The sequence below is a fragment of the Pseudomonas massiliensis genome (assembly GCF_000826105.1).
Lineage (GTDB): Bacteria > Pseudomonadota > Gammaproteobacteria > Pseudomonadales > Pseudomonadaceae > Aquipseudomonas > Aquipseudomonas massiliensis.
In genome coordinates this window covers 136,220-162,159 of record NZ_CCYK01000003.1, presented here as the reverse complement: position 1 = coordinate 162,159, position 25,940 = coordinate 136,220, and the positions used below count along the sequence as shown (strand labels likewise).

Sequence of the window (25,940 nt, the reverse complement as noted above, 5' to 3'; positions counted from 1 at the left end):
TCTTCCCGGCTCGCCCCTGGCGACCGACACTAATAACAAAGAGGATCGAAGCGCATGAAAGACGTGGTCATCGTTGCCGCCACCCGGACTCCGGTGGGCAGTTTCCAAGGGGCCCTGGCAACCGTCCCGGCCGTGGAGCTGGGCGCGACTGTCATCCGCCAGTTGCTGGAAACCACCGGGCTGAACCCGGCCGAGGTCGATGAAGTGATCATGGGCCAGGTACTTACCGCCGGCGCGGGGCAGAACCCGGCCCGACAGGCGTCGATCCACGCGGGCCTGCCTGTCGCGGTACCGGCCATGACCCTGAACAAAGTCTGCGGCTCCGGCTTGAAGGCCTTGCACCTGGGCACCCAGGCCATTCGCTGCGGCGATGCCGACGTTATTATCGCCGGCGGTCAGGAAAGCATGAGCCTGGCCAACTACGTATTGCCTGGAGCCCGCACCGGCCTGCGCATGGGCCATGCCAGCCTGGTGGATACCATGATCAGCGACGGCTTGTGGGACGCCTTCAACGACTACCACATGGGCATCACCGCCGAGAACCTGGTAGAGCAATACGGTATCAGCCGCGAGGACCAGGACACCTTCGCCGCGGCCTCCCAGCACAAGGCCGCCGCGGCGATAGAGTCCCAGCGGTTTCGCAGTGAGATCACGCCAGTCAGTGTCCCACAGCGCAAGGGTGAGCCGGTGCAGGTGCTCGATGACGAGCAGCCCCGCGCGGGTACGACGGTGGAATCCCTGGCCAAGCTCAAGCCAGCCTTCAAAAAGGATGGTACCGTTACCGCCGGCAATGCATCGGCCCTCAACGATGGCGCCGCCGCGGTGATACTGATGAGCGCGGAAAAGGCCGCCGCCCTGGGCCTGCCGGTGCTGGCCAGGATTGTCGCCTATGCCAACGCAGGCGTGGACCCGGCAGTCATGGGCATCGCGCCGGTCAGCGCCACCCGTCGCTGCCTGGAGAAAGCCAAATGGGCGCTGGAGGACGTCGACCTGATCGAAGCCAACGAAGCCTTCGCCGCACAGGCCCTGGCCGTTTCCCGCGAGCTGGGCTGGGACATGAACAAAGTCAATGTGAACGGCGGCGCCATCGCCCTGGGCCACCCGATCGGGGCCTCCGGTTGCCGGGTGCTGGTCACCTTGCTGCACGAGATGATCCGCCGCGACGTCAGGAAAGGCCTGGCCACGCTCTGCATCGGCGGCGGCCAGGGGGTCGCCCTGGCGATCGAGCGTCCCTGAGCCTGATTGCCCCGGGGTCCTGGGCCCGGGGCATGAGCCCCACAGCGCGTTGGCGCTTCGCAGCGACCCGGCCGCTGATGGAACCCGGCTCCGCCCAACGCACTCCAATGCACCTTTCACTGAATAAGCGAAGCCGACATGCCGAAGCTATTGCCCAAACGGTTGCTGCGAATCGGGGCCGGGGTACTGATCGCTGTCGCGCTTTACGCGGCGCTGGGGTTCTGGGTAGTGCCAGTGGTCGGGCTACGGATTGCCAACGAAAAGCTGGCCACAATGGCTACGACCCCAGCCCACCTGGACAAGATCAGCTTCAACCCCTTTACCTTGGAGTTGACCCTGCATGGCTTGCAGCTCGGTGCCGACAACGATCCCCAGGTGGCTTTCAGCACCTTGTATGCCAATTTACAGGTCGACAGCCTGTGGCGGCGGCAGGTACACCTGCTACGCGTGGACCTGCAACAACCCCAGGCGCAGGTTCTGATTGCCCGGAACGGCCAACTGAATCTGGCCTCGCTCTTCAAACCCTCCCCCGAACCTGAGCAGCCTGCAGGTGAAGACAGCACACCTTTCCCGCTGACGCTCGATGAGCTGAACCTCGGCGGCGGCCATGTGCATTTCCGCGACGCACGCGGTACCGAGCCGGTGGAGTTCACCTACGACGCGCTGGATTTCCAGCTCCGCCACCTGACCACGCTGCCCAAGGGCGATGCCCAGATGGAGCTGACCGCCGGCGGCCCCCTGGTCGGCAAGCTTATATGGACAGGACGCTTTTCACTGTTTCCGTTCACCTCCGAGGGGCACCTTTCCCTGAAGGAGGCGCCCCTACAAACCTGGTGGCCCTATGTGCAGGCCGCCGCCCCGCTCAAGTTGGAGCAAGGCAAGGCCAGCGCGGAACTGTCCTACCGCATCGACCTGACCGGTCAGGCGCAGGTACAGGTGAATGATGCGAGCGTCACGGTCGCGCCCTTCGCCATGGCAGCGCCGGACGGGCGCCCATTGCTCCGCCTGGCCGCGCTCAAGGCCAGTGGCGCCTCGTTCGATCTGGCGCAGCGGCAGCTGGCGGTGAAACATGTCCAGGCCCAGCAGCTCGAGAGCTGGGCGGCACGGGAAGCCAATGGTGAGATCGACTGGCAACGGCTGTTCACGCCCGCTGGCCAACCTTCGGAGGCTGCCCCGCCGCAAGCGGCCGCGCCTGCCTGGCATGTCAGCCTGGGTGAGGCCCGGATCAGCGAAGCCCGGCTGCACCTGGCCGACAAGAGCACGGCAGAGCCTGTGAGCCTTGAGCTGGCGCCCTTGAACCTGCGCATGGCCGGGTACGACACTGTTAATGCTAAGCCGGTCACCCTGGAACTGGACACAGGCGTAGGCAAGCAGGGCCGGCTGCAGGCCAAGGGCGAACTCAGCCTCAGCCCCGTCAGCGCCCAGTTGGCAGTGACTACCCAAGACATCGACCTTCGCATAGCCCAGCCCTATATCACGCCCTTCATGAAGCTCGAGCTGCGCAGCGCGATGCTGGACAGCGATCTCACCCTTGACCTGAGCAACACGGCGCCGCTGGCGTTCGCCGTGACCGGCAACGCCACGGTGAACCAGTTGCATACGCTGGATACCCTCAAGTCCCAGGACTTCGTGCGCTGGGCCAGCCTTGAACTCGACGGCCTGGCGTACCGCCACAACGACGGGCTGAGCATCCGGCAGGTGACGGTTGCCCAGCCCTATGCGCGTTTCATGATCAACGAAGACCGCACCACCAACATCGATGACTTGCTGGTGCCGCAAAAGGCAACGCCGCCCGTTGCACCGGCGGCGACCGAAGCCGCGCCCAGCAAACCCCTGGCCGTGCGCATAGGTGGGGTGACCTTCAGCGACGGCTCCGCCAACTTCGCGGACTTCAGCCTCACGCCAAACTTTGCGACCGCCATTCAACAGCTCAACGGCAAGATCGGTGCCCTGGACAATTCCAGGCCCCTGGCCGCCCGGGTCGACGTCAAAGGCCGGGTGGATAAATATGCGCCTGTGACCATCGAAGGCAGCCTCATACCGTTCGACCCCCTGAGCAGCCTGGACATCGCTACCCACTTCAGGCGCGTGGAGCTGACCACCCTGACCCCCTACTCCGGCAAGTTCGCCGGGTACCGCATCCGCAAGGGCCGACTGGACCTGGACCTACGCTACCAGATCAGCAAGGGTCAGCTGAAAGCGGATAACAACGTGGTGGTCGAGCAACTCGAACTGGGCGAGAAGGTAGACAGCCCGGATGCGGTCAACCTGCCCATAAAGCTCGCCATTTCCCTGCTCAAGGACAGCCACGGGCGTATCTCCATCGCCTTGCCCGTATCCGGAGACCTCAACAACCCACAGTTCAGCGTGATGCCGGTGGTATGGCAAACCCTGCGTAACCTGATGGTCCGTGCCGCCCAGGCGCCCTTCCGCCTGCTGGGTAATCTTGTGCCCGGAGGCGCCGACGAGGAGCTGGGTAACATTGGCTTCGCTGCGGGCAGCAGCGACCTCGACCCGCGAGCGCAGGCGGACCTGCTGAAGGTCGCGGCGGCGCTCAACCAGAAGCCGGAGCTGCGCCTGGAAGTTGAAGGCGCCAGCGCCGCCGCAAGCGACGGCCCGCTGATCGCCGCACAGCGCCTTGAGCGCGAATACCAGGCCATGTGGTACAAGATCCTCCAGCGGCGCGGCGATAAAGTCCCTGCCCAGGCGGCCCAGCTCAGTGTTCCGCAGGAAGAGAAGCCTGCCTTGCTGGAAGGGATCTACCGCACCCGGCTCAAGCAACAGCCGCCGGCGCAGTGGCAACAGCTGGACGACCTTGCCCGGCAGGCGAAACTGCAAGCCGCAGTCATCGACTCCTGGCGCGACAGCAATACCTTGCTGCGCCAACTGGGCCAGGCCCGCGCGACCAGCATCAAGGACTTCATGGTCAACCAGGGTAAACTGGCCGATGACCGGATCTACCTGATCGATGCCCGCCTGGCCGACGCCCGGCCCGATGGGCAGGTGGTGAGCGTGCTGCACTTGGATGTCGCTCCGTAGAGCCAACAGTGCGAGGCTGACCCGAGCGCCCTGTAGGATGCGGGCGAAGCTCGCGAAGGCGACTGCGGGCGTGCGCACTTACAGCTGAGACCGCTCTATGGTTTCCCGTGACGCATGAAAAAGCCCCGCCAAGGCGGGGCTTTTCAAACAACCGTACGGCTTAGTTGGTTTTCAGGCCATCTGCAGATACGGCTTTCACGCCTTTGATGCGCTTGGTGATCGCAACAGCAGTGTCTTTTTGAGCGTCACTCAGGGCAACGGTGGAGGACAGGGATACGACGCCCTTGTTGGTCTCTACCTTGATGTCGGTACCTGGAATGCCCTTCTCGGTAACCAGGTCAGCCTTGACCTTGGTGGTGATCCAGGTGTCGGAGGTTACTTCCTTGGCTTCGGTGACTTCACCGGCAGCCAGCATCATCGGTGCTTGTACGGCCTGGGTGGTTTCAGCATAGGCGCCAGTAGTCAGGCCCATCGCCATAACGGAAGCAGCGGCGGCAGCGATAGCGAATTTTTTCATGGGAGTCACTCCTGTTCTTTTGAATAGTCCGTAGCCAGTTAGCTACCGAGTGACAGTAGTGTTGCAGCTCGCGTGCCAACGCCTCGCTTATGCAGTCGCCTTTAGATATCAACAACTTAGGATAAATGATGGGTTCAGGCCATCGTGCAACCTGCAACCTGTGACGAAAATTTGCGTGCAAGTTGCAGGTACAGCAACCGCCCGCGCAGACATGAAAAAGCCCCGCCGAGGCGGGGCTTCTCACAAGCTCAAGCGAAGGTTACACGCCCGACGCTTCAGCAGCAGGTACGTCCTTGATGGACAGCTTGATCCGGCCGCGGTTGTCCACGTCCATGACCAGTACCTTCACTTCCTGGCCTTCCTTGAGTACGTCGGTGACCTTCTCCACGCGCTGATCGCTCAGCATGGAGATGTGCACCAGGCCGTCCTTGCCAGGCAGGATGTTGACGAAGGCACCGAAGTCCACGATGCGCTCGACCTTGCCCACGTACACCTTGCCGATCTCGGCTTCGGCGGTGATGCCCAGCACGCGCTGGCGAGCCGCTTCCGCGGCTTCCTTGGTTTCGCCGAAGATCTTGATCGAACCGTCGTCTTCGATGTCGATGGACGCCTTGGTTTCTTCGCAGATCGCACGGATGGTCGCGCCACCCTTGCCGATCACGTCGCGGATCTTGTCGGTGTCGATCTTCATGGACAGCATGGTCGGTGCGTTGGCGGACAGCTCCGAACGCGACTGGCCGATCACCTGGTTCATCTGGCCGAGGATGTTCAGACGCGCTTCCAGGGCCTGGCCCAGGGCGATTTCCATGATCTCTTCGGTGATGCCGTTGATCTTGATGTCCATCTGCAGCGCGGTCACGCCCTTGGCGGTACCGGCTACCTTGAAGTCCATGTCGCCCAGGTGGTCTTCGTCACCCAGGATGTCGGTCAGTACGGCGAACTTGTCGCCTTCCTTGACCAGGCCCATGGCGATACCGGCTACCGGCGCCTTCATCGGCACGCCGGCGTCCATCAGGGCCAGGGAAGCACCGCACACCGAGGCCATGGAGCTTGAGCCGTTGGATTCGGTGATTTCCGAGACCACGCGGATGGTATACGGGAATTCGGAATCGCTCGGCAGCATGGCCTGCACGCCACGACGGGCCAGGCGGCCGTGGCCGATCTCACGACGGCCGGCGCCGCCCATGCGACCGCACTCGCCAACCGAGAAGGGCGGGAAGTTGTAGTGCAGCATGAAGGCGTCTTTCTTCTCGCCTTCGAGGGTGTCGAGCAGCTGGGCATCGCGCGCGGTGCCCAGGGTGGCGACCACCAGGGCCTGGGTTTCGCCGCGGGTGAAGAGCGCGGAACCGTGGGTCTTGGGCAGTACGCCGACTTCGATGTTCAGCGGGCGCACGGTGCGCGTGTCACGGCCGTCGATACGTGGCTTGCCGTTGACGATGTTCTCGCGAACGGTGCGGTATTCCAGCTCGCCGAAGATTTCCTTGACCTCGGCCGCGCTTGGCGCGCCTTCGGCATCAGTGGCGAAGTGAGCGACGGCCTGGTCGCGCAGCTGGCCCAGGCGGTTGTAGCGGTCCGCCTTGAGGGTGATGGTGTAGGCGTCGGAGATGGCTTCGCCGAACTGGCCACGAACGGCAGTGAGCAGTTCGGTGTTGGCCGCTGGCGCCTGCCATTCCCAGGTAGGCTTGCCGGCTTCGGCAGCCAGCTCCTTGACGGCCTGGATCACGACCTGGAATTCGTCATGGGCGAACAGAACCGCGCCCAGCATCTGGTCTTCGGTCAGTTCGCGCGCTTCGGATTCCACCATCAGCACGGCGTCGGAGGTACCGGCAACCACCATGTCGAGGCTGGAAGCGGCCAGCTGCTCGTAGGTCGGGTTCAGCAGGTAGCCGGTGCTCTCATGGAAGGCCACACGGGCAGCGCCGATCGGGCCTTCGAACGGAATACCGGAGATGGCCAGGGCGGCGGAAGTACCGATCATGGCGGCAATGTCCGGATCGGTCTTCTTGCTGGTGGACACCACGGTGCACACCACCTGGACTTCATTCATGAAGCCTTCAGGGAAAAGCGGGCGGATCGGACGGTCGATCAGACGCGAGGTGAGGGTTTCCTTCTCGGAGGGGCGGCCCTCACGCTTGAAGAAGCCACCTGGGATCTTGCCCGCGGCGTAGGTTTTTTCCTGATAGTGGACCGACAGCGGGAAGAACCCTTTGCTCGGGTCGGCCTGCTTGGCGCCAACGACGGTCACCAGCACGGTCACGTCGTTGTCGACGGTGACCAGTACGGCGCCGGTGGCCTGGCGGGCGATACGGCCCGTTTCCAGGGTTACGGTCGATTGACCGAACTGAAACTTCTTGATTACCGGGTTCACGGCTTCCTACCTTCCATTGCTCTTGGGGGAAATCTTCGAAACGAATGCTTGGGCGCTATCGGGATTCGGCCCGTTCAACGTCCGGATAAAACTTGAGGCTGGAAACCCGCCCCCGAGCACAGGCTCGGCGGGGCGGGCTGCCAACCTCATTGAGTCGCACGGCCCCGGCCATGGCAGCGCTGGAAGCGCCCCCATGGCCAGTGCCGGGCTCACCACTGGCTGGGCCGCTATCAGCGACGCAGGCCCAGGCGACCGATCAGGGCGCTGTAGCGAGTGGTGTCCTTGCCCTTCAGGTAGTCCAGCAGCTTGCGACGCTGGTTGACCATGCGGATCAGGCCACGACGGGAGTGGTGGTCTTTACCGTTGGCCTTGAAGTGGTCCTGCAGCTTGTTGATGTTGGCGGTCAGCAGGGCAACCTGGACTTCCGGGGAACCGGTGTCGCCAGCAGCTTGCTGATATTCACCAACGATACGAGCTTTTTCTTCAACGCTAAGTGCCATGAGGCATTCTCCAGTTCAGGGAACCGCGAACGGTTCCAATAGGCCAGGGACCAGCCCTGTCGTTTAATAAGAGGAATGACCGCGCCTACTGACAGCCACCCTCGTTCGGTCATTCAGACCGAATCAGTCTACGTGGCGCAATGCGCCCGTCTTCGCTCACCTCACCGATACCGATGAAGCGGCCATTGTGATCCTGTACCCGAACCATCCCGAACGCGGGGGCCTCGGGAGCGCGAACCGGCTGGCCATGCAGCCAGTAAAACGCGCTGTGCTCGGAGAACCGAAGCAGTGGCCAGTCCTGCAGGCCACTGTCAGCGGGCATCAGGAAGCGGTCCAGCGCCTCGCTGCCGCCTTCGGCATGGGCCTGCTCGAGCGCCTCCAGAGTCACCGTCTGCACTAGGGTGAAAGGCCCGGCCTGGGTGCGCCGCAGTTGCGCCACATACGCGCCGCAACCCAACCGCTCGCCGATATCCTCCACCAGTGTGCGAATATAGGTGCCCTTGCTGCACTGAACCGCCAGGGTAGCCCGGGTGTTCTCCAAGGCCAGCAACTCAAGGCTGCCAATAGTAACAGAACGCGCCTCACGCTCCACTACTTCCCCCGCCCGGGCCAGCTTGTACAACGGCTGTCCGTCGCGCTTGAGCGCCGAATACATCGGCGGAACCTGCTGGATAGGGCCGCGAAACGCCGGAAGCACCGCCTCGATGTCCGCGCGACCGACGGTCACTTCACGTTCCTGCAGCACCTCCCCTTCGGCGTCTGCCGTGGTGGTGGTCTGCCCCAGTTGCATCACCGTCTCGTAGCCCTTGTCGGAATCGAGCAGGTACTGGGAAAACTTGGTGGCCTCGCCGAAGCACAGCGGCAACACACCGGTGGCCAGTGGGTCGAGGCTGCCGGTGTGGCCCGCCTTCTCGGCGTTGAGCAGCCAACGCACCTTCTGCAAGGCCGCGTTGGAGGTAAAACCCTGAGGTTTGTCCAGCAGGATGATTCCGCTGACGTTACGACGGATACGCTTGACCTGTGCCACGTTCAGTCCTCGTTCGCGTCATTGGCCGTGGGTGAAGCCGGCGCATGCTGGCTGTCTTCGGCAACGGCGCGCTCGATCAGGGCCGACAAGTGGGCGCCGCGGGCGACGCTTTCGTCGTAGTGGAAATGCAGCTGGGGCACGCTGCGCAGTTTCATCTCACGGCCCAGCTGGGCGCGCAGGAAACCGCCGGCGGCGTTGAGCACCTTGACGCTCTGGGCGATGTGCTCAGGGCTCTCGTCCCCGAGTACGGTGATATAGACCTTGGCGTGGCCAAGATCGCGGGTGACATCCACCGCGGTGATGGTGACCAGGCCCACCCGCGGGTCCTTGACCTCACGACGGATCAACTGGGCCAGCTCGCGTTGCATCTGGTCACCGATGCGTTGGGTACGGCTATATTCTTTTGCCATGGCAGAACTACCTGTATCGGCCACCCGCTTCGCGGATGGCTTGAAAGCGGCAAACGCCCGGCCCGGCGAGAGGCCGAACCGGGCGTTGCATGAGGGAACGCGAAGCTCCCGGCCTGAACCAGCTTAGAGCGTACGGGCCACCTGGACCTTCTCGAACACTTCGATCTTGTCACCGACCTTGACGTCGTTGTAGCTCTTGACGCCAATACCGCACTCCATGCCGGCACGCACTTCGGACATGTCGTCCTTGAAGCGGCGCAGCGACTCGAGTTCGCCCTCGAAGATCACCACGTCCTCGCGCAGTACGCGGATCGGGCGATTGCGGTGTACCACGCCCTCGATCACCATGCAGCCGGCGATCGCGCCGAACTTCGGCGAGCGGAACACGTCACGCACCTCGGCGATACCCAGAATGTTCTCGCGGACATCGCTGCCAAGCATGCCGGTAAGGGCCTTCTTGACGTCTTCGATGATGTCGTAGATCACATTGTAGTAACGCATGTCGAGGCCTTCCTGCTCGACGATCTTGCGAGCGCCGGCATCGGCACGCACGTTGAAGCCGAACAGTACCGCGTTGGAGGCCAGCGCCAGGTTGGCATCGCTTTCAGTGATGCCGCCGACACCGCCGGCCACGACCCGCACCTGGACTTCTTCGTTGCCCAGGCCGCCGAGGGCGCCCTGCAAGGCTTCCAGAGAACCACGCACGTCGGCCTTGAGCACGATGTTGAGGGTTTTCTTCTCTTCCTGGCCCATGCTCTCGAAGATGTTCTCGAGCTTGCCAGCGTGAGCGCGGGCCAGCTTGACCTCGCGGAACTTGCCCTGACGGAAGAGCGCCACTTCACGGGCTTTCTTCTCGTCAGCGACCACGCTCAGCTCATCACCGGCGTCCGGGGTGCCGTCCAGGCCGAGGATCTCGACCGGGATCGACGGGCCTGCTTCCTTAACCGGCTTGCCGTTTTCGTCCAGCATCGCGCGGATGCGGCCGAAGTTGGAACCTACCAGCACCATGTCGCCCTGACGCAGGGTACCGTCCTGTACCAGCACGGTGGCTACTGGGCCACGGCCCTTGTCCAGGCGAGACTCGACCACCACACCGCGACCAGGGGCCGCCGGGCTGGCCTTGAGCTCGAGCACTTCGGCCTGGAGCAGGACAGCTTCGAGCAGCTCGTCGACGCCGGTACCCATCTTGGCGGATACCGGGACGAAAGGCGTGTCACCGCCCCACTCCTCGGAGGTCACGCCATGCACCGACAGCTCGCTGCGGATGCGGTCCAGGTCGGCGCCCGGCTTGTCGATCTTGTTCACGGCAACCACCAGCGGCACGCCAGCCGCCTGGGCATGCTGCACCGCTTCGATGGTCTGCGGCATTACGCCGTCATCCGCCGCCACCACCAGGATGACGATGTCGGTAGCCTTGGCACCACGGGCACGCATCGCGGTGAACGCGGCGTGGCCCGGGGTATCCAGGAAGGTGACCATGCCACGCTCGGTTTCCACATGGTAGGCACCGATGTGCTGGGTGATCCCGCCTGCTTCGCCAGCGGCGACCTTGGCGCGACGGATATAGTCGAGCAGCGAGGTCTTCCCGTGGTCGACGTGACCCATGACAGTGACCACCGGCGCGCGGGCCACGGTTTCACCTTCATAGCGCAGCGATTCGGCCAAGGATTCTTCCAGGGCGTTGTCGCTGACCAGCTTGACCTTGTGGCCGAGCTCTTCGGCGACCAGCTGGGCGGTATCCTGGTCCAGTACCTGGTTGATGGTGACCGGCGTGCCCAGCTTGAACATGAACTTGACCACTTCAGCGCCCTTGACGGACATCTGCTGGGCCAGGTCGGACACGGTGATGGTCTCGCCGATCACCACGTCACGGACCACCGGCCCGGTCGGGCTCTGGAAGCCATGCATGTTGCGTTTCTTGAGCTTGGACTTGCCACGGCCACCGCGGCGGAAGCCATCGCTCTCTTCGTCCGTGGTGCGCGGCGCGGCGCGCGGCGTGGGCGCCTTTTCCTTGACGGTAGCGCGGTGCGGCTGGCCCTTGCGCTCGCCACGACGATCGTCATCGCCACCGGCACGGGCTTTGTCGGGACGGCGGGCGTCTTCACGCTTGCGCACTTCCACGGTCTGGGTAGGCACGGCCGGGCGCTCGACGGCGCCACGGTTTTCAGCGGCGCGTGGCGCGGCAACGGGCGCAGGCTCCGGCGCCTCGACAGGCGCGGGCTTGGCGGCCTCGACCACGGGCGGTGCCTTGCGGGCTTCTTCCTCGGCGCGGGCGCGAGCCTGCTCCTCGGCCTTTTCCCGAGCGGCGTTTTCGGCAGCGCGGCGTTCTTCGAGCTCACGACGCTGCGCGGCTTCGATCTCTTCGGGGCTTTGCTTGACGAAGGTTTTCTTCTTGCGCACTTCGACACTAATGGTCTTGCTGCCAGCAACACGCAACGTGCTGGTGGTTTTGCGCTGCAGGGTAATCTTGCGGGGTTCTTCCACTTTTGCCTTGTGACTGCTTTTCAGGTGCGCCAACAGCGCTTGTTTTTCGGTATCGGTCACAACCTGGCCAGCGTCGGTATGCGGCAATCCCGCCTCACGCATCTGTTGCAACAGGCGCTCCACCGGTGCGGCGACCTCTTGGGCCAGTTCTTTCACCGTGACTTGCGTCATGCACTTCTCTCCTCAGGCCGCGCCACTTACTCGAACCAATGGGCTCGGGCGGCCATGATCAACTTGCCGGCACGCTCTTGGTCGATGCCGTCGATGTCGAGCAAATCGTCAATCGACTGCTCGGCCAGGTCTTCGCGGTTGATGACACCGCGAACTGCCAATTCCTTCGCAAGATCCGCATCCATGCCGTCGAGGGAAAGCAGGTCGTCCGCCGGTTGGGCGTCCGCGAGTTTTTCCTCGGAGGCGATGGCTGCGGTCAGCAGGCGGTCCTTGGCCCGGGCACGAAGCTCATTGACGATCTCCTCATCGAACCCATCGATGTTGAGCATTTCTTCCAAAGGCACGTAGGCGATTTCTTCCAGGCTGGTAAAACCTTCGTCCACCAGAACCTGGGCCAGCTCCTCGTCCACTTCCAGTTGCTCGACGAAGTTGCGCAGGATGTCGCCGGTTTCGGCCTGTTGCTTGGCCTGGATGTCCGACTCGGTCATGACATTGAGCGTCCACCCGGTCAGCTGGCTGGCCAGGCGAACGTTCTGCCCGCCGCGGCCGATGGCCTGGGCGAGGTTGTCTGCCGCGACGGCGATGTCCATGGCATGGGCATCTTCATCAACGATGATCGCCGCCACTTCAGCAGGCGACATGGCATTGATGACGAATTGCGCCGGATTGTCGTCCCAGAGGACGATATCCACGCGCTCACCGCCCAGTTCGCCCGAGACCGCCTGGACACGCGAGCCGCGCATGCCGATGCAGGCGCCTTGCGGGTCGATGCGTTTATCCTTGGAGCGAACGGCGATCTTGGCGCGAGAGCCCGGGTCGCGGGAAGCGCCCATGACTTCGATCAGCCCTTCGGCGATTTCCGGCACTTCGATGCGGAACAGCTCGATAAGCATTTCCGGCGCGGTGCGCGAGAGAATCAGCTGAGGGCCGCGGTTCTCGCTACGGATTTCCTTGAGCAGCGCGCGAACCCGCACGCCCACCCGGAAGGTTTCCCGGGAGATGATGTCTTCGCGCGCCAGCAGGGCCTCGGCATTGTTGCCCAGGTCCACGATGACGTTGTCGCGGGTGACCTTCTTCACGGTGCCGGAGATGATCTCGCCCACCTTCTCGCGGTAGGCATCGACCACCTGGGCACGCTCGGCCTCGCGCACTTTCTGCACGATGACTTGCTTGGCGGTTTGCGCGGCGATGCGACCGAACTCGATGGAGTCGATCTTTTCTTCGATGATTTCACCGGCGACCGCGTCAGGCTTGCGTGCCTGCGCCTGGTCGACGGCCAGCTGGATGGCCGGATCGTCGAAATCCTCGTCCTCGACGACGGTCCAGCGGCGGAAGGTTTCGTAGCTGCCAGTGTGACGGTTGATCTCCACACGCAGGTCTACTTCGTCCTCGAACCGCTTCTTGGTCGCGGTAGCCAGGGCGATCTCCAACGCTTCAAATATTACACCCGCCGGTACACCCTTTTCATTGGATACCGATTCAACAACCAGCAGTACTTCTTTACTCATCGTACGCCTCGCCTTTCGCAAGCCTTCTGGATTCGCCCTTGAGGCGAAATCCGAAACGTCTCAGTCAAAACTGGGAATAATATGTGCCTTGTCGATCGAGTCGATAGGCAACAAGAATTCATGGTCATCGACCTGGACCACCACATCCTGTTCTTCCACGCCGCGAAGCAGGCCTTGGAAATTGCGCCGCCCTTCGAAGGGGATACGCAACTTGATCTTCACTTGTTCGCCAGCATGGGCCGCGAATTGCTCCAGCGTGAACAGCGGCCGGTCCATGCCTGGAGAGGAAACTTCCAGCGTATATTCAACGGCGATCGGGTCTTCCACATCGAGCACCCCACTCACCTGACGGCTGACGATCTCGCAATCGTCCACCAATACGCCGCCTTCCTTATCGATATAAATACGGAGCAGCGAATGACGACCCTGGGAAATGTACTCGATTCCCCAGCACTGATAGCCAAGCGCCTCGACCACTGGGGCCAGTAAGGCCTGCAACTGTTCTAGCTTGCTCGACACCTGAACCCCCTCGTGCATGCTGTGCAAATAAAAAATGGGCGAAACGCCCACACTGGAAACACCGCCTGGAAGCGGCGCATGTGCTGATCAGCTAACAAAAAGCCCCTGAACAGGGGCTCCGCTGAATACTGGTTGCGGGGGCTGGATTTGAACCAACGACCTTCGGGTTATGAGCCCGACGAGCTACCAGACTGCTCCACCCCGCGACATAGCTGGCCCGAAAGTATAAGGCTTCAGCCTTGAACGGTCAATCGACAGCCCTGGAACAAGAAAGCCCGCAAAGTGCGGGCTTCTTGTATATGGTACCGAGAAGGGGACTCGAACCCCTACACCCTATGGGCACAACCACCTCAAGGTTGCGTGTCTACCAATTCCACCACCTCGGCAAAACTTTTGAAACCCTGTTACTTCTGCTCTTGAGCCGGAGGAACATCATTGGTGTTCGAACCGCTTTTTTGCTCTTGGAGCACCGGAACATCATCTGTTGCCGGTTTTTGCTGTGGAACTTCGAGTACCGCTGGATTCGGAAGCCCTGCCTGACTCAGTTCATGAGCCTTTTGCTTAGCAAAGTATCCTAACCCCAAGCTGGTCAAGAAGAAACATGCAGCGAGTATACCAGTAAACTTACTCAGAAAGGTAGCAGAACCTTGGCTTCCGAACACAGTATTTGAAGCCCCTGCGCCGAAAGATGCGCCTGCTTCGGCACCTTTCCCCTGCTGCAGCAGCACGAGGACAACAACCCCGAGCGCACCCAGCAGATGAAACACTACTACGACGTTTTCCAGCATCTTGTCAGCTTCCCGCGGCGCGACAGATCGCACCGAACTCATCTGCATTCAGGGCGGCACCACCAATGAGGCCCCCGTCGATATCCGGCATACGGAACAGATCAGCCGCGTTGGCCGCCTTTACGCTGCCGCCGTACAAAAGCCGCACGCCTTGTGCAACCTCGGCATTCCTGGCTGCCAGCTTGTCGCGGATAGCTTTATGCACGTCCTGCGCCTGCTCTGGCGTTGCCGTCAAACCTGTACCAATCGCCCAGACCGGTTCGTAAGCGATGACCGCACGGGTGAAGACTTCCACACCCAGCGCGTCGATGATGCTGTCGAGCTGCGACCCCACGACTTCCAGGGTTCGCTCGGCCTCGCGCTCCGCCAAGGTTTCGCCCACGCAGAGCACGGGCACCAGCCCCACTTCCTGCGCAGCCTTGAACTTCGCCACGAGGACGCTTTCATCCTCGCCGATGACCTGCCGACGCTCCGAATGCCCTATGAGCACCAATGAGCAGCCTGCATCCATCAGCTGGCTTGCCGCGACCTCACCCGTAAGCGCGCCTGGCGCCGACTGAGTAGCGAGATCCTGCGCACCTACCGCGATACCGGAGCCCCGCAATGCCTCGACCGCTTCGCTGATGTGAAGGAAAGCCGGAAAGACCGCGACCTCTACTGTCGCTGAAAACTCCTGACTTTTCAACCCCTTGAGCAGCTCCGCAACGCTGGAGCGGGTACCGTGCATTTTCCAGTTACCAGCTACCATCAAGCGACGCATGCTTTACCCCGTCGGTCAAAGTGGGCGCAGATGTTACCCATAAGCGCATTCGGTGGCAAGCCTTCGAAGCGGCAATCACGCACAAACTTCTTCCACCACCCCGGCGAGCTCTTCCGCGTAGCGGCGCACCTGGGCTTCTTCGTCTCCCTCGACCATGACCCGCACCAGCGGCTCGGTGCCGGACTTGCGCAGCAACACCCGGCCGCGGCCGCCCATGGCATCGGTGACCCGCTGGCAGGCCTGCTCCACCGAGGGATGACTGACAGGGTCCTGACCACCGTCGAAGCGAACATTGATCAGTATCTGCGGGCACTTGCGCAGGCCGTGCCGGGCTTGGGCCAGGGTCTCACCGCGACGCTTGAGGGCCAGCAGCACCTGCAGCGCGGCGATGATCGCGTCGCCGGTGGTGGTGTGTTGGGAGCATACGATGTGGCCGGAATTCTCGCCCCCCAATGGCCAGCCACGCTCGGCCATGTCAGCGATTACGTAGCGGTCGCCGACCTTGGCGCGACTGAAGGGAATGTCCAGGTCGCGCAAGGCCAGTTCCAGGCCCAGATTGCTCATCAGGGTCCCGACCACGCCGCCTTCGAGGCGGCCGCGCTCCTTCAGGTCGCGGGCGATAATGAACAGCAGCTCGTCACCATCGACGATGGCACCGGTATGGTCGACCATCAGCACGCGATCGCCGTCGCCGTCGAAGGCGATGCCCATGTCGGCATGCCCCAGCAGCACAGCGGCCTGGAGCGCCTCCATGTGAGTCGAGCCACAGTTTTCATTGATGTTGAGGCCGTCCGGCTGCACCGAGATGGCGGTGACCTGGGCGCCAAGCTCGCGGAAGACATTGGGCGCGACCTTGTAGGTAGCCCCATGGGCGCAGTCCACCACCAGCTTGAGGCCAGCGAAGTCGGTGCTGGTGGGCACGCTGCTCTTGCAGAATTCGATATACCGGCCGGCCGCGTCGTTGATCCGCGATACCTTGCCCAGGTTGCCGGACTCGGCCACGGTCATGGGCTGGTCCATGAGTTCTTCGATCATCAGCTCGATTTCGTCAGGCAGCTTGGTGCCCTGACCCGAAAAGAACTTGATGCCATTGTCGTGGTGCGGGTTGTGGGAGGCGCTGATCACGATGCCCGCCTCGGCATGGAAGGTTCGCGTCAGATAGGCGATGGCAGGCGTGGGCATCGGGCCCAGCAGCATCACGTCCGCCCCGGCGGCCGACAGACCGGCCTCCAGCGCGGATTCGAACATGTAGCCGGAAATGCGAGTGTCCTTGCCTACCAGCACGCGGCAGGCGCCAAGCTTGCGGAAGGCCATGCCAGCCGCCCAGCCGAGCTTGAGCATGAAGTCCGGGGTAATGGGGTATTGACCCACACGGCCCCGAATACCGTCGGTGCCGAAATATTTTTTGCTCATAGGTGCTCCGTTCGTTCTTATTGCGCCGCGCTGACTGCCGCGATCATACGCACCACATCCACCGTCTCGGCCACGTCATGCACGCGCAGGATGCGCGCGCCCTTGAGCGTGGCCAAGGCCGCCAGTGCCAGGCTGCCCGCCAGGCGCTGGTCCACGGGCTTGCCGAGGGCCTGGCCGACGATACTCTTGCGCGACACGCCCACCAGCAAGGGCCGTCCCAGGGCGTCCAGCGCCTCGAGCCGCTTGAACAGGCTCAGGTTGTGGTCGTGGGTCTTGGCGAAGCCAAAGCCGGGGTCCAGTACGATGCGTGATGCATCAATGCCCGCATTCTGACAGGCGCGCATGCGCTCGGCGAGGAAATCGGCCACTTCGCCGACCAAATCGGTGTAGTGAGGATTGTCCTGCATGTTGCCGGGTTCGCCCTGCATATGCATCAGGCATACCGCGGCCTGAGTATCGGCAGCGGCCTCCAGGGCACCGGGACGGCGCAGGGAGCGCACATCATTGACCAGGCCCATGCCCAGCGCAGCGCTCTGTCGAATGACTACGGGCGTGGAAGTATCCACGGAAATGATCACATCCAGCTCGGCGGCGATGGCTTCCACCACCGGGCAGACGCGATCGAGCTCTTCCTGCTCGGATACGGGCAGCGCACCTGGGCGCGTCGACTCTCCACCGACGTCGATCAGGCTTGCGCCTGCCGCGACCATGTTCCTGGCGTGCGCGAGCGCGCGCTCGACACCCTTGAAGCGGCCGCCGTCGGAGAAAGAGTCCGGGGTTACATTGAGGATACCCATGACATGGGTATGGGATAAATCAAGAACCCGGTTGCCGCAAGGCAACCGGGTCGAGTGCAGCGTGGAACTCATGTGAGGCCTTAGTGTTGAGCGGCAGGGCCACCGATTGGCGCCTGTGGGCGCTCACTGCCCTTGGCCGTGGTACCCGAGGAGCCGGAACCGCCGGTCCAGTCCCGTGGTTCACGCACCGGCCGCCCGGCCATGATGTCTTCGATCTGGTCCGCGTCGATGGTCTCGTACTTCATCAGCGCATCGGCCATGGCGTCGAGCTTGTCGCGATTGTCCGCCAGGATCTGCTTGGCCGTGGAGTAGCAGTGATCGATGATACTGCGAACTTCCGAATCGATCATCTTCGCGGTTTCGCCAGACACACTGCCGTTCTGCGAGCTGCCGCCGCGGCCCAGGAACACTTCGCCCTCTTCCTCGGCATACATCAGCGGCCCCATCTTCTCGGACAGGCCCCACTTGGTGACCATGTTCCGGGCGATCTGGCTGGCGCGCATGATGTCGTTGGACGCACCCGTGGTCACGCCATCGAAGCCCAGGGTCATCTCCTCGGCGATGCGGCCGCCGTAGAGCGAGCAGATCTGGCTGACCAGGGCGCGCTTGGACAGGCTGTAGCGATCCTCTTCCGGCAGGAACATGGTCACGCCCAGGGCGCGGCCGCGAGGAATGATGGACACCTTGTAAACCGGATCATGTTCCGGAACGATGCGACCGACGATGGCATGGCCGGCTTCGTGGTAAGCGGTGTTGCGCTTCTCCTTGTCCGACATGACCATGGTCTTGCGCTCGGCACCCATCATGATCTTGTCCTTGGCCAGCTCGAACTCGCGCATCTCGACGATACGCTTGCCGGCGCGGGCGGCGAACAGGGAAGCCTCGTTGACCAGGTTGGCCAGGTCGGCGCCCGAAAAGCCGGGAGTACCACGGGCGATGACCGCGGCGTTCACGTCTTCGCTCACCGGCACCTTGCGCATGTGTACCTTGAGGATCTGCTCGCGGCCACGAATGTCCGGCAGCCCCACCACGACCTGGCGGTCGAAGCGGCCCGGACGCAGCAGGGCCGGGTCCAGCACGTCAGGGCGGTTGGTGGCGGCGATCACGATGATGCCGTCGTTCATTTCGAAGCCGTCCATCTCCACCAGCAACTGGTTGAGGGTTTGCTCACGCTCGTCGTGGCCACCGCCCATGCCAGCGCCACGGTGGCGGCCAACAGCGTCGATTTCATCGATGAAGATGATGCAGGGGGCGTGCTTCTTGGCCTGCTCGAACATGTCACGGACGCGGCTGGCGCCGACACCCACGAACATTTCGACGAAGTCCGAACCGGAAATGGTGAAGAACGGTACCTTCGCCTCGCCAGCGATGGCCTTGGCCAGCAGCGTCTTGCCGGTACCGGGCGGGCCGACCATCAGCACGCCGCGGGGGATGCGACCACCCAGGCGCTGGAACTTGCCCGGGTCGCGCAGGAATTCGACCAGTTCGCCCACTTCTTCCTTGGCTTCGTCGCAGCCGGCGACGTCGGCCAGGGTAGTCTTGACCTGGTCCTCGGACAGCAGTCGCGCCTTGCTCTTGCCGAAGCTCATGGGCCCACCCTTGCCGCCGGCGCCGCCCTGCATCTGCCGCATGAAGAACATGAACACGGCGATGATCACGAGGATCGGGAAGCTGGCGACCAGCAGCTGAGTCCAGATGCTCTGCTGCTCGGGCTGCTTGCCCTCGATCACCACCTTGTTGTCCACCAGGTCGCCGATCAGGCCGTTGTCCTGTATCGCCGGGCGGATGGTCTTGAAGTTGTCGCCGTCGTTTCGCTTGCCGGTGATCACGTAGCCGTCGACCTGCACGCGCTCGATCTTGCCGTCCTTCACCTGCTGGATGAAGTCCGAATAGTTGAGGGTTTGCGGCTCGTTGGGGCTGGAGAAATTGTTCATCACCGTCACGAGAACGGCGGCGATGATCAGCCACAGGATGAGATTCTTTGCCATATCGTTCAATTCGCTACCCTCTGAAGCCGATCCCTAAGACCCAGCGCCAGGCTTCGTATGATGTCCATCGGCCTAACTTACTACACAACCTAGGCATGCGCAGACGCCGCTTGTAACGCTTTGTGAAACTTTTGACTGCGTAATACTCGCTTATGCTTCATCGCAGCCACCATTTGAAAAAAGCTATCGGCTGCCGTGAGGCTGCTTCAGTGTAGCCTTCAGCCCTTGAACCCGCGCGCGAGAAGGTATTGCTCGCGAGAGCGATCCCGGGAGGACAGGGGCTTGCGCATCTGTACCTTGTCGAACATCTGCCGAACGGTCTTGAGGTAGGTGTCGAAACCCTCGCCCTGGAAGATCTTGATCAGAAAATCCCCGCCTGGCTTGAGTACCCGGCCGGCCAGGTCCAGGGCGAGTTCGCACAGGAACATGGCCCGGGGCATGTCCACCGCGCTCAGTCCACTCATATTGGGGGCCATGTCTGAAATAACAAGGTCCACCTCGCTGCCACCGACCGCTTCGAGGATCTGCGCGAGCACGGCGTCCTGGGTGAAGTCCCCCTGGATGAAGGTCACGTCGGGAATGCTGTCCATTTCCAGGATGTCCGACGCGATCAGCCGGCCCTGGCCGCCGATCAGCCGACTGGTCACCTGCGACCAGCCCCCCGGCGCGGCACCGAGGTCGATCACCGACATGCCGGGGCGGATGAGCTTGTCCTTTTCCTGGATCTCCAGCAGCTTGTAGCTGGCGCGAGAACGGTAGCCATCCTTCTGCGCCATTTTCACGTAGGGGTCGTTGAAATGTTCTTTAAGCCAGTTATGGCTTGTCTTGGAACGGGCCACTGGGCACCTCTGGGTAGGGCGGCGTTGCGTGTCGCTGGGCTTAATACCGGGCGCTCGGGTAAAATGGCCGCCGTTTTATACGGTTTCAATCAAAGGGTCAGATTATGCCGCTCAATACAGAGCAGAAGAAGCAATACAAATCCATTGGTCACCATCTCAAGCCGGTCTTGATCGTAGCCGAGAATGGCGTCAGCGAGGGTGTGGCGGCCGAACTGGAGCGTGCCCTGGCCGACCACGAGCTGATCAAGGTCAAGGTGAACATCCTCGACCGGGAAGAACGCCTGGAGGCCATCACCGGCCTGTGCCAGGCGGGGCGCGCGGAGCTGGTCCAGGTCATCGGCAAGATGGCCCTGATCTACCGCCGCAATCCACAGCCGAACAAGCAGCTGTCGAACATCCATCGGTTCCACTGATCCGACAGGCCCCAGGCCTCGTTCGCGAGCTGCGCGCGCATCCCGCAGGGTCGTTGATCTCCCTGCAGGAGCGAGCGACAGCTCGCGAATACATCCACAGGCCAGAAGCCCTAGATGTGCAAGACCTCGATGATCTCGTACTCGACGGTACCGCTCGGGGTCTTGACCACCACCACGTCGCCTTCTTCCTTGCCGATCAGCGACCGGGCGATGGGCGAGCCGACGGACAGCTTGCCGGCCTTGATGTCGGCCTCGTCCTCGCCGACGATCTGGTATTTCACGCGCTCGTCGGTCTCGGTATTGGCGATTTCCACGGTGGTGCCGAAGATCACCTTGCCAGTCGGCTCGATGGTGGTCACGTCGATCACCACGGCGTTCTGCAGGCGCCCTTCGATGTCACGGATACGCGCCTCGGCCAGGCCCTGCTCTTCACGGGCGGCATGGTATTCGGCGTTTTCCTTCAGGTCGCCCAGCTCGCGGGCCTCGCCGATCTTCGCGCTGATCAGCGGGCGTTGCTCCTTGAGCACCTTCAGTTCCTGCTCCAGGGCGCGCGCGCCCTGGACGGTCATGGGGTATTTATTCATGCGTTGAGTCCTGCGTGTAGATCCTGCAACCGGCGCACGGTCTTTTCAGGGCCGAATTTCAGCGCCTCACAAATGGCTTCGCCCGCAGCGATGGTAGTGGTGCAGTAGATCTTGTGCTGCAAGGCGTTGCGACGAATCGAGTAGGAATCGGCGATGGACTGGCGACCTTCAGTGGTGTTGATGATCAAGGTGACTTCGTCGTTCTTGATCATGTCGACCACGTGAGGACGGCCCTCGGTCACCTTGTTCACCCTGCGCACCTTCAGGCCTGCTTCTTCGATCACCTTGGCAGTGCCGCTGGTGGCGACGATGGCGAAGCCCTTGTCGATCAGCTGGCGCGCGACGTTGGCCACGAAGGGCTTGTCGTCATCGCGCACGCTGATGAACGCGGTGCCGCCGGTAGGGAGTACTTCGCTGGCGCCCATCTGGGCCTTGGCGAAGGCCTCGCCGAAGGTATCGCCTACGCCCATCACTTCCCCGGTGGATTTCATCTCCGGGCCCAGGATCGGGTCAACCCCCGGGAACTTGGCGAAGGGGAACACCGCCTCCTTCACGCTGTAGAAGTTGGGGATGATTTCCTTGGTGAAGCCCAGCTCCTTCAAGGTTTTGCCAGCCATGACACGGGCCGCGATCATTGCCAGGGAAGTGCCGATGCACTTGGAGACGAAAGGCACGGTGCGGGAGGCGCGCGGGTTGACCTCGATCACGTAGATCTTGTCGCCCTGCAAGGCCAGCTGCACGTTCATCAGGCCGACCACGCCCAGCTCCAGGGCCATCTTCTTCACCTGCTCGCGCACTTCGTTCTGCACGTGTTCGGGCAGGGAGTACGGTGGCAGCGAACAGGCCGAGTCACCGGAGTGTACGCCAGCCTGCTCGATGTGCTGCATGATGGCGCCGATGACTACGTCCTGGCCGTCGCACACCGCGTCCACGTCCATCTCGATGGCGCAGTTGAGGAAGTGGTCCAGCAGCACCGGGCTGTCGTTGGACACCTGGACCGCCTCGCGCAGGTAGCGCTTGAGCTCTTCGAGCTCGTAGACGATCTCCATGGCGCGACCGCCCAGTACGTAGGACGGGCGAACCACCAGCGGATAGCCGATACCGCCCGCGGCACGGATGGCTTCTTCTTCGCTGCGCACGGTGGCGTTCGGCGGCTGCAGCAGGTTCAGGCGCTGCACCATCTGCTGGAACCGCTCGCGGTCTTCGGCGCGGTCGATGGCATCCGGGCTGGTGCCGATGATGGGCACGCCGGCCTCTTCCAGGGCGCGGGCCAGCTTCAGCGGAGTTTGCCCGCCGTAGTGCACGATCACGCCCTTGGGCTTCTCGACCCGCACCACTTCCAGCACGTCTTCCAGGGTCAGCGGCTCGAAGTAGAGGCGGTCCGAGGTGTCGTAGTCGGTGGAAACGGTTTCCGGGTTGCAGTTGACCATGATGGTTTCATAACCATCGTCGCGCAGGGCCAGGGCCGCGTGCACACAGCAGTAGTCGAACTCGATACCCTGGCCGATCCGGTTCGGGCCGCCGCCGAGGATCATGATCTTCTCGCGGTCGGATGGGTTGGCCTCGCACTCTTCCTCATAGGTGGAGTACAGGTACGCGGTATCGGTGGAGAATTCGGCGGCGCAGGTGTCGACCCGCTTGTACACCGGGAAGATCTCCAGCTTGTGGCGATGACGACGCAGGTTCTTGTCGGTCACGCCCAGCAGCTTGGCCAGGCGCTGGTCGGAGAAGCCCTTGCGCTTGAGACGGAACATCAGCGCCTTGTCGATATCGGCCAGGCCCAGGGTCTTGACCTTCTCTTCTTCCTTGATGAGGTCTTCGATCTGCACCAGGAACCAGTGGTCGATCTTGGTCAGAGCGAAGATCTGCTCGCAGGTCATGCCGGCGCGGAAGGCATCGGCCACGTACCAGATGCGCTCGGCGCCCGGCACGGTCAGCTCGCGCTTGAGGATGCTGTGGTACTCGGGGTTGCTCGGCTCGACCTTCGGGTCCAGGCCGGCCACGCCGACTTCCAGGCCGCGCAGGGCCTTCTGCAGGGATTCCTGGAAGGTCCGGCCGATGGCCATGACCTCGCCTACGGATTTCATCTGGGTGGTCAGGCGGGCGTCGGCCTTGGCGAACTTCTCGAAGGCGAAGCGCGGCAGCTTGGTGACCACGTAGTCGATGGACGGCTCGAAGGAGGCCGGGGTTTTGCCGCCGGTAATGTCGTTCTGCAATTCATCCAGGGTGTAGCCCACCGCCAGCTTGGCCGCGACCTTGGCGATGGGGAAGCCGGTGGCCTTGGAAGCCAGGGCGGAAGAACGGGATACCCGGGGGTTCATCTCGATGACCACCATGCGACCGGTATCCGGGCAGATGCCGAACTGCACGTTGGAACCGCCGGTTTCCACGCCGATCTCGCGCAGCACCGCCAGAGAGGCGTTGCGCATGATCTGGTATTCCTTGTCGGTGAGCGTCTGGGCCGGGGCCACAGTGATGGAGTCACCGGTATGCACGCCCATGGGGTCGAAGTTCTCGATGGAGCAGACGATGATGCAGTTGTCCTTTTTATCGCGGACCACCTCCATCTCGTACTCTTTCCAGCCGATCAGGGATTCGTCGATCAGCAGCTCCTTGGTAGGCGACAGGTCAAGGCCGCGGGCGCAGATCTCTTCGAACTCTTCGCGGTTGTAGGCGATGCCACCGCCGGTGCCACCCATGGTGAACGACGGACGGATGATGCACGGAAAGCCCAGGCGCTCGAGCACCGCGTTGGCTTCTTCCATGCTATGGGCGATACCTGAGCGCGGGCATTCCAGGCCGATGGCTTTCATGGCCTTGTCGAAGCGCGAGCGGTCTTCGGCCTTGTCGATGGTGTCGGCGTTGGCGCCGATCATTTCCACGCCGAATTTTTCCAGCACACCTTCGCGCTCCAGGTCCAGGGCGCAGTTCAGGGCGGTCTGGCCACCCATGGTCGGCAGCAGGGCGTCCGGGCGCTCCTTCTCGATGATCTTGGCGACGGTCTGCCACTTGATCGGCTCGATGTAGGTGGCGTCGGCCATGGCCGGGTCGGTCATGATGGTGGCCGGGTTGGAGTTCACCAGGATGACCCGATACCCTTCCTCGCGCAGCGCCTTGCAGGCCTGGGCGCCGGAGTAGTCGAACTCACAGGCCTGGCCGATGACGATGGGGCCGGCACCGAGGATCAGGATGCTTTTGATGTCTGTACGTTTTGGCATGGTTGTCACTCAATTCCGCGAATCGGTGGGCGAGCCCGGCTGGGGCGAGCCGCCTCGAACAATCTAGGGCCGCGCCGTCCCGCCCGGCTGGAGCGGGCGGGCCGAGGGCTATCAGCAGTTAGCGGCGCTTGGCCATCGCATCGATGAAGCGGTCGAACAGCGGGGCGACGTCGGTCGGCCCCGGGCTGGCTTCAGGATGGCCCTGGAAGCTGAACGCGTCCTTGTCAGTGAGCTCGATCCCCTGCAGGGTGCCGTCGAACAGCGACTTATGGATGGCGCGCACGTTCTTGGGCAGGGTGCTTTCATCCACCGCGAAGCCGTGGTTCTGGCTGGTGATCATCACCACGCCGGTATCGAGGTCCTGTACCGGATGGTTGGCACCATGGTGGCCCGTATCCATCTTCACTGTGCGGGCGCCAGCGGCCAGGGCCAGCAACTGGTGGCCCAGGCAGATGCCGAACACCGGCGTGTCGGTTTCCAGAACTTCCTGGATCGCCTTGATCGCGTAGTCGCAAGGCTCAGGATCGCCAGGGCCATTGGACAGGAACACGCCGTCGGGCTTGAGTGCCAGCACTTCATTGGCCGGGGTTTGCGCCGGTACCACGGTCAAGCGGCAACCACGGGCCACCAGCATGCGCAGGATATTCAGCTTCACGCCATAGTCGTAGGCGACTACGTGATACGGCAGTTCTTCGTCCTTCATCACCGCATGGGTGTCGGTGGCCAAAGCCCAGACGCCTTCACGCCAGCTGTAGGTTTCCTTGGTGCTGACTTCCTTGGCCAGGTCCATGCCCTTGAGGCCAGGGAAGGCGCGAGCGGCGGCGATGGCCGCTTCTTCAGAGATGTCGTCGCCGGCCAGGATGCAGCCATTCTGCGCGCCCTTCTCACGCAGCAGGCGGGTCAGGCGGCGGGTGTCGATCCCGGCGATGGCCACTACATTGTTGGCCTTGAGGTAGTCGGACAGGGACTGGGTGTTACGCCAGTTGCTGGCCACCAGTGGCAGGTCGCGGATCACCAGGCCGGCGGACCAGACGCGGTCAGCCTCGGCGTCCAGCGCGGTGGTACCGGTGTTGCCGATATGCGGGTAGGTCAGGGTAACGATCTGCTGGGCGTAGGAAGGGTCGGTGAGAATTTCCTGATAGCCGGTCATTGCGGTGTTGAACACCACCTCTCCGACGGTCTGGCCGTCGGCTCCGATCGCTTCACCGCGAAAGACGCTGCCGTCGGCAAGGGCGAGTATGGCTGGCTTAGTCAAGAAGACCTCCGATAAATCAAGCCTGAAGGGGCGAACGCAGGTTGTAAAAAAGCGGAGAGACGTATTGACACGTCACCCCGCTTTTTCATCGAATCATCTGCGCGCT

Annotated in this window: 20 protein-coding genes and 2 tRNA genes; 3 read left to right on the top strand and 19 right to left on the bottom strand. The window is 62.7% G+C overall.

The features are described 5' to 3' along the window. The first annotated feature begins 54 nt into the window (after window positions 1-54). Window positions 55-1,236: an acetyl-CoA C-acetyltransferase gene (locus BN1188_RS01335; RefSeq protein ID WP_040259367.1), complete on the top strand. Its 1,182-nt coding sequence runs from the start codon at window positions 55-57 to the stop codon at window positions 1,234-1,236. A 150-nt stretch (window positions 1,237-1,386) separates the two neighbouring features. Beyond that, a complete protein-coding gene (locus tag BN1188_RS01330; RefSeq protein WP_040259414.1) occupies window positions 1,387-4,275 on the top strand; it encodes a DUF748 domain-containing protein in 2,889 nt (962 codons plus the stop codon). A gap of 160 nt (window positions 4,276-4,435) precedes the next feature. On the opposite strand, the gene BN1188_RS01325 is transcribed toward BN1188_RS01330, so the two are convergent. The 16 genes from BN1188_RS01325 to rlmE all read right to left on the bottom strand — a co-directional run bounded on the left by BN1188_RS01325 (window position 4,436) and on the right by rlmE (window position 20,364). Continuing rightward, entirely contained in the window at window positions 4,436-4,792 is a 357-nt protein-coding gene (locus BN1188_RS01325; protein WP_040259366.1) for a BON domain-containing protein, read from the bottom strand. 259 nt (window positions 4,793-5,051) lie between these two features. After that, window positions 5,052-7,160 (bottom strand): polyribonucleotide nucleotidyltransferase, encoded by a 2,109-nt coding sequence (pnp, locus tag BN1188_RS01320; RefSeq protein ID WP_040259365.1) that lies wholly within the window; start codon window positions 7,158-7,160, stop codon window positions 5,052-5,054. 230 nt (window positions 7,161-7,390) lie between these two features. Beyond that, a complete protein-coding gene (rpsO, locus tag BN1188_RS01315; protein ID WP_040259364.1) occupies window positions 7,391-7,660 on the bottom strand; it encodes a 30S ribosomal protein S15 in 270 nt (89 codons plus the stop codon). Window positions 7,661-7,769: 109 nt separating this feature from the next. Continuing rightward, window positions 7,770-8,687, bottom strand: a complete 918-nt coding sequence (gene truB, locus BN1188_RS01310) for a tRNA pseudouridine(55) synthase TruB (protein ID WP_040259363.1) — start codon at window positions 8,685-8,687, stop codon at window positions 7,770-7,772. 2 nt (window positions 8,688-8,689) lie between these two features. After that, window positions 8,690-9,097, bottom strand: coding sequence for a 30S ribosome-binding factor RbfA (gene rbfA / locus BN1188_RS01305; RefSeq protein WP_040259362.1), 408 nt, complete (start codon window positions 9,095-9,097; stop codon window positions 8,690-8,692). A gap of 123 nt (window positions 9,098-9,220) precedes the next feature. Further along, window positions 9,221-11,752 carry a translation initiation factor IF-2 gene (gene infB, locus BN1188_RS01300; RefSeq protein WP_040259361.1) on the bottom strand — a complete coding sequence of 844 codons (2,532 nt, stop codon included), beginning with the start codon at window positions 11,750-11,752 and terminating at the stop codon, window positions 9,221-9,223. A 26-nt stretch (window positions 11,753-11,778) separates the two neighbouring features. Then, a complete protein-coding gene (gene nusA, locus BN1188_RS01295) occupies window positions 11,779-13,260 on the bottom strand; it encodes a transcription termination factor NusA (RefSeq protein WP_040259360.1) in 1,482 nt (493 codons plus the stop codon). 60 nt (window positions 13,261-13,320) lie between these two features. Then, entirely contained in the window at window positions 13,321-13,779 is a 459-nt protein-coding gene (gene rimP, locus BN1188_RS01290; RefSeq protein ID WP_040259413.1) for a ribosome maturation factor RimP, read from the bottom strand. A gap of 129 nt (window positions 13,780-13,908) precedes the next feature. Continuing rightward, a tRNA-Met gene (locus BN1188_RS01285) sits at window positions 13,909-13,985 on the bottom strand. A gap of 94 nt (window positions 13,986-14,079) precedes the next feature. Beyond that, a tRNA-Leu gene (locus BN1188_RS01280) sits at window positions 14,080-14,165 on the bottom strand. An 18-nt stretch (window positions 14,166-14,183) separates the two neighbouring features. Beyond that, window positions 14,184-14,567 (bottom strand): preprotein translocase subunit SecG, encoded by a 384-nt coding sequence (gene secG / locus BN1188_RS01275; protein WP_040259359.1) that lies wholly within the window; start codon window positions 14,565-14,567, stop codon window positions 14,184-14,186. Between the two features lie 4 nt (window positions 14,568-14,571). Further along, a complete protein-coding gene (gene tpiA, locus BN1188_RS01270; protein ID WP_040259358.1) occupies window positions 14,572-15,327 on the bottom strand; it encodes a triose-phosphate isomerase in 756 nt (251 codons plus the stop codon). 75 nt (window positions 15,328-15,402) lie between these two features. After that, window positions 15,403-16,740 carry a phosphoglucosamine mutase gene (gene glmM, locus BN1188_RS01265; protein ID WP_040259357.1) on the bottom strand — a complete coding sequence of 446 codons (1,338 nt, stop codon included), beginning with the start codon at window positions 16,738-16,740 and terminating at the stop codon, window positions 15,403-15,405. Window positions 16,741-16,757: 17 nt separating this feature from the next. Beyond that, on the bottom strand, window positions 16,758-17,609 hold the full coding sequence (gene folP / locus BN1188_RS01260) for a dihydropteroate synthase (protein ID WP_040259356.1): 852 nt from the start codon (window positions 17,607-17,609) through the stop codon (window positions 16,758-16,760). A gap of 8 nt (window positions 17,610-17,617) precedes the next feature. Further along, window positions 17,618-19,525 carry an ATP-dependent zinc metalloprotease FtsH gene (gene ftsH, locus BN1188_RS01255; protein WP_040259355.1) on the bottom strand — a complete coding sequence of 636 codons (1,908 nt, stop codon included), beginning with the start codon at window positions 19,523-19,525 and terminating at the stop codon, window positions 17,618-17,620. A 218-nt stretch (window positions 19,526-19,743) separates the two neighbouring features. After that, entirely contained in the window at window positions 19,744-20,364 is a 621-nt protein-coding gene (gene rlmE, locus BN1188_RS01250) for a 23S rRNA (uridine(2552)-2'-O)-methyltransferase RlmE (protein WP_040259354.1), read from the bottom strand. A gap of 104 nt (window positions 20,365-20,468) precedes the next feature. Here rlmE and yhbY point away from each other — a divergent pair, with 104 nt between their 5' ends. Then, window positions 20,469-20,777 (top strand): ribosome assembly RNA-binding protein YhbY, encoded by a 309-nt coding sequence (yhbY, locus tag BN1188_RS01245; RefSeq protein ID WP_040259353.1) that lies wholly within the window; start codon window positions 20,469-20,471, stop codon window positions 20,775-20,777. A gap of 110 nt (window positions 20,778-20,887) precedes the next feature. Here yhbY and greA read toward each other — a convergent pair whose 3' ends face one another. The 3 genes from greA to carA form a co-directional block, all read right to left on the bottom strand. Continuing rightward, on the bottom strand, window positions 20,888-21,361 hold the full coding sequence (gene greA, locus BN1188_RS01240) for a transcription elongation factor GreA (protein ID WP_040259352.1): 474 nt from the start codon (window positions 21,359-21,361) through the stop codon (window positions 20,888-20,890). After that, window positions 21,358-24,579 carry a carbamoyl-phosphate synthase large subunit gene (gene carB, locus BN1188_RS01235; protein WP_040259351.1) on the bottom strand — a complete coding sequence of 1,074 codons (3,222 nt, stop codon included), beginning with the start codon at window positions 24,577-24,579 and terminating at the stop codon, window positions 21,358-21,360. The genes greA and carB overlap by 4 nt, the downstream gene beginning before the upstream one ends. 118 nt (window positions 24,580-24,697) lie before the next feature. After that, a complete protein-coding gene (carA, locus tag BN1188_RS01230; RefSeq protein WP_040259350.1) occupies window positions 24,698-25,834 on the bottom strand; it encodes a glutamine-hydrolyzing carbamoyl-phosphate synthase small subunit in 1,137 nt (378 codons plus the stop codon). Window positions 25,835-25,940 lie beyond the last annotated feature (106 nt).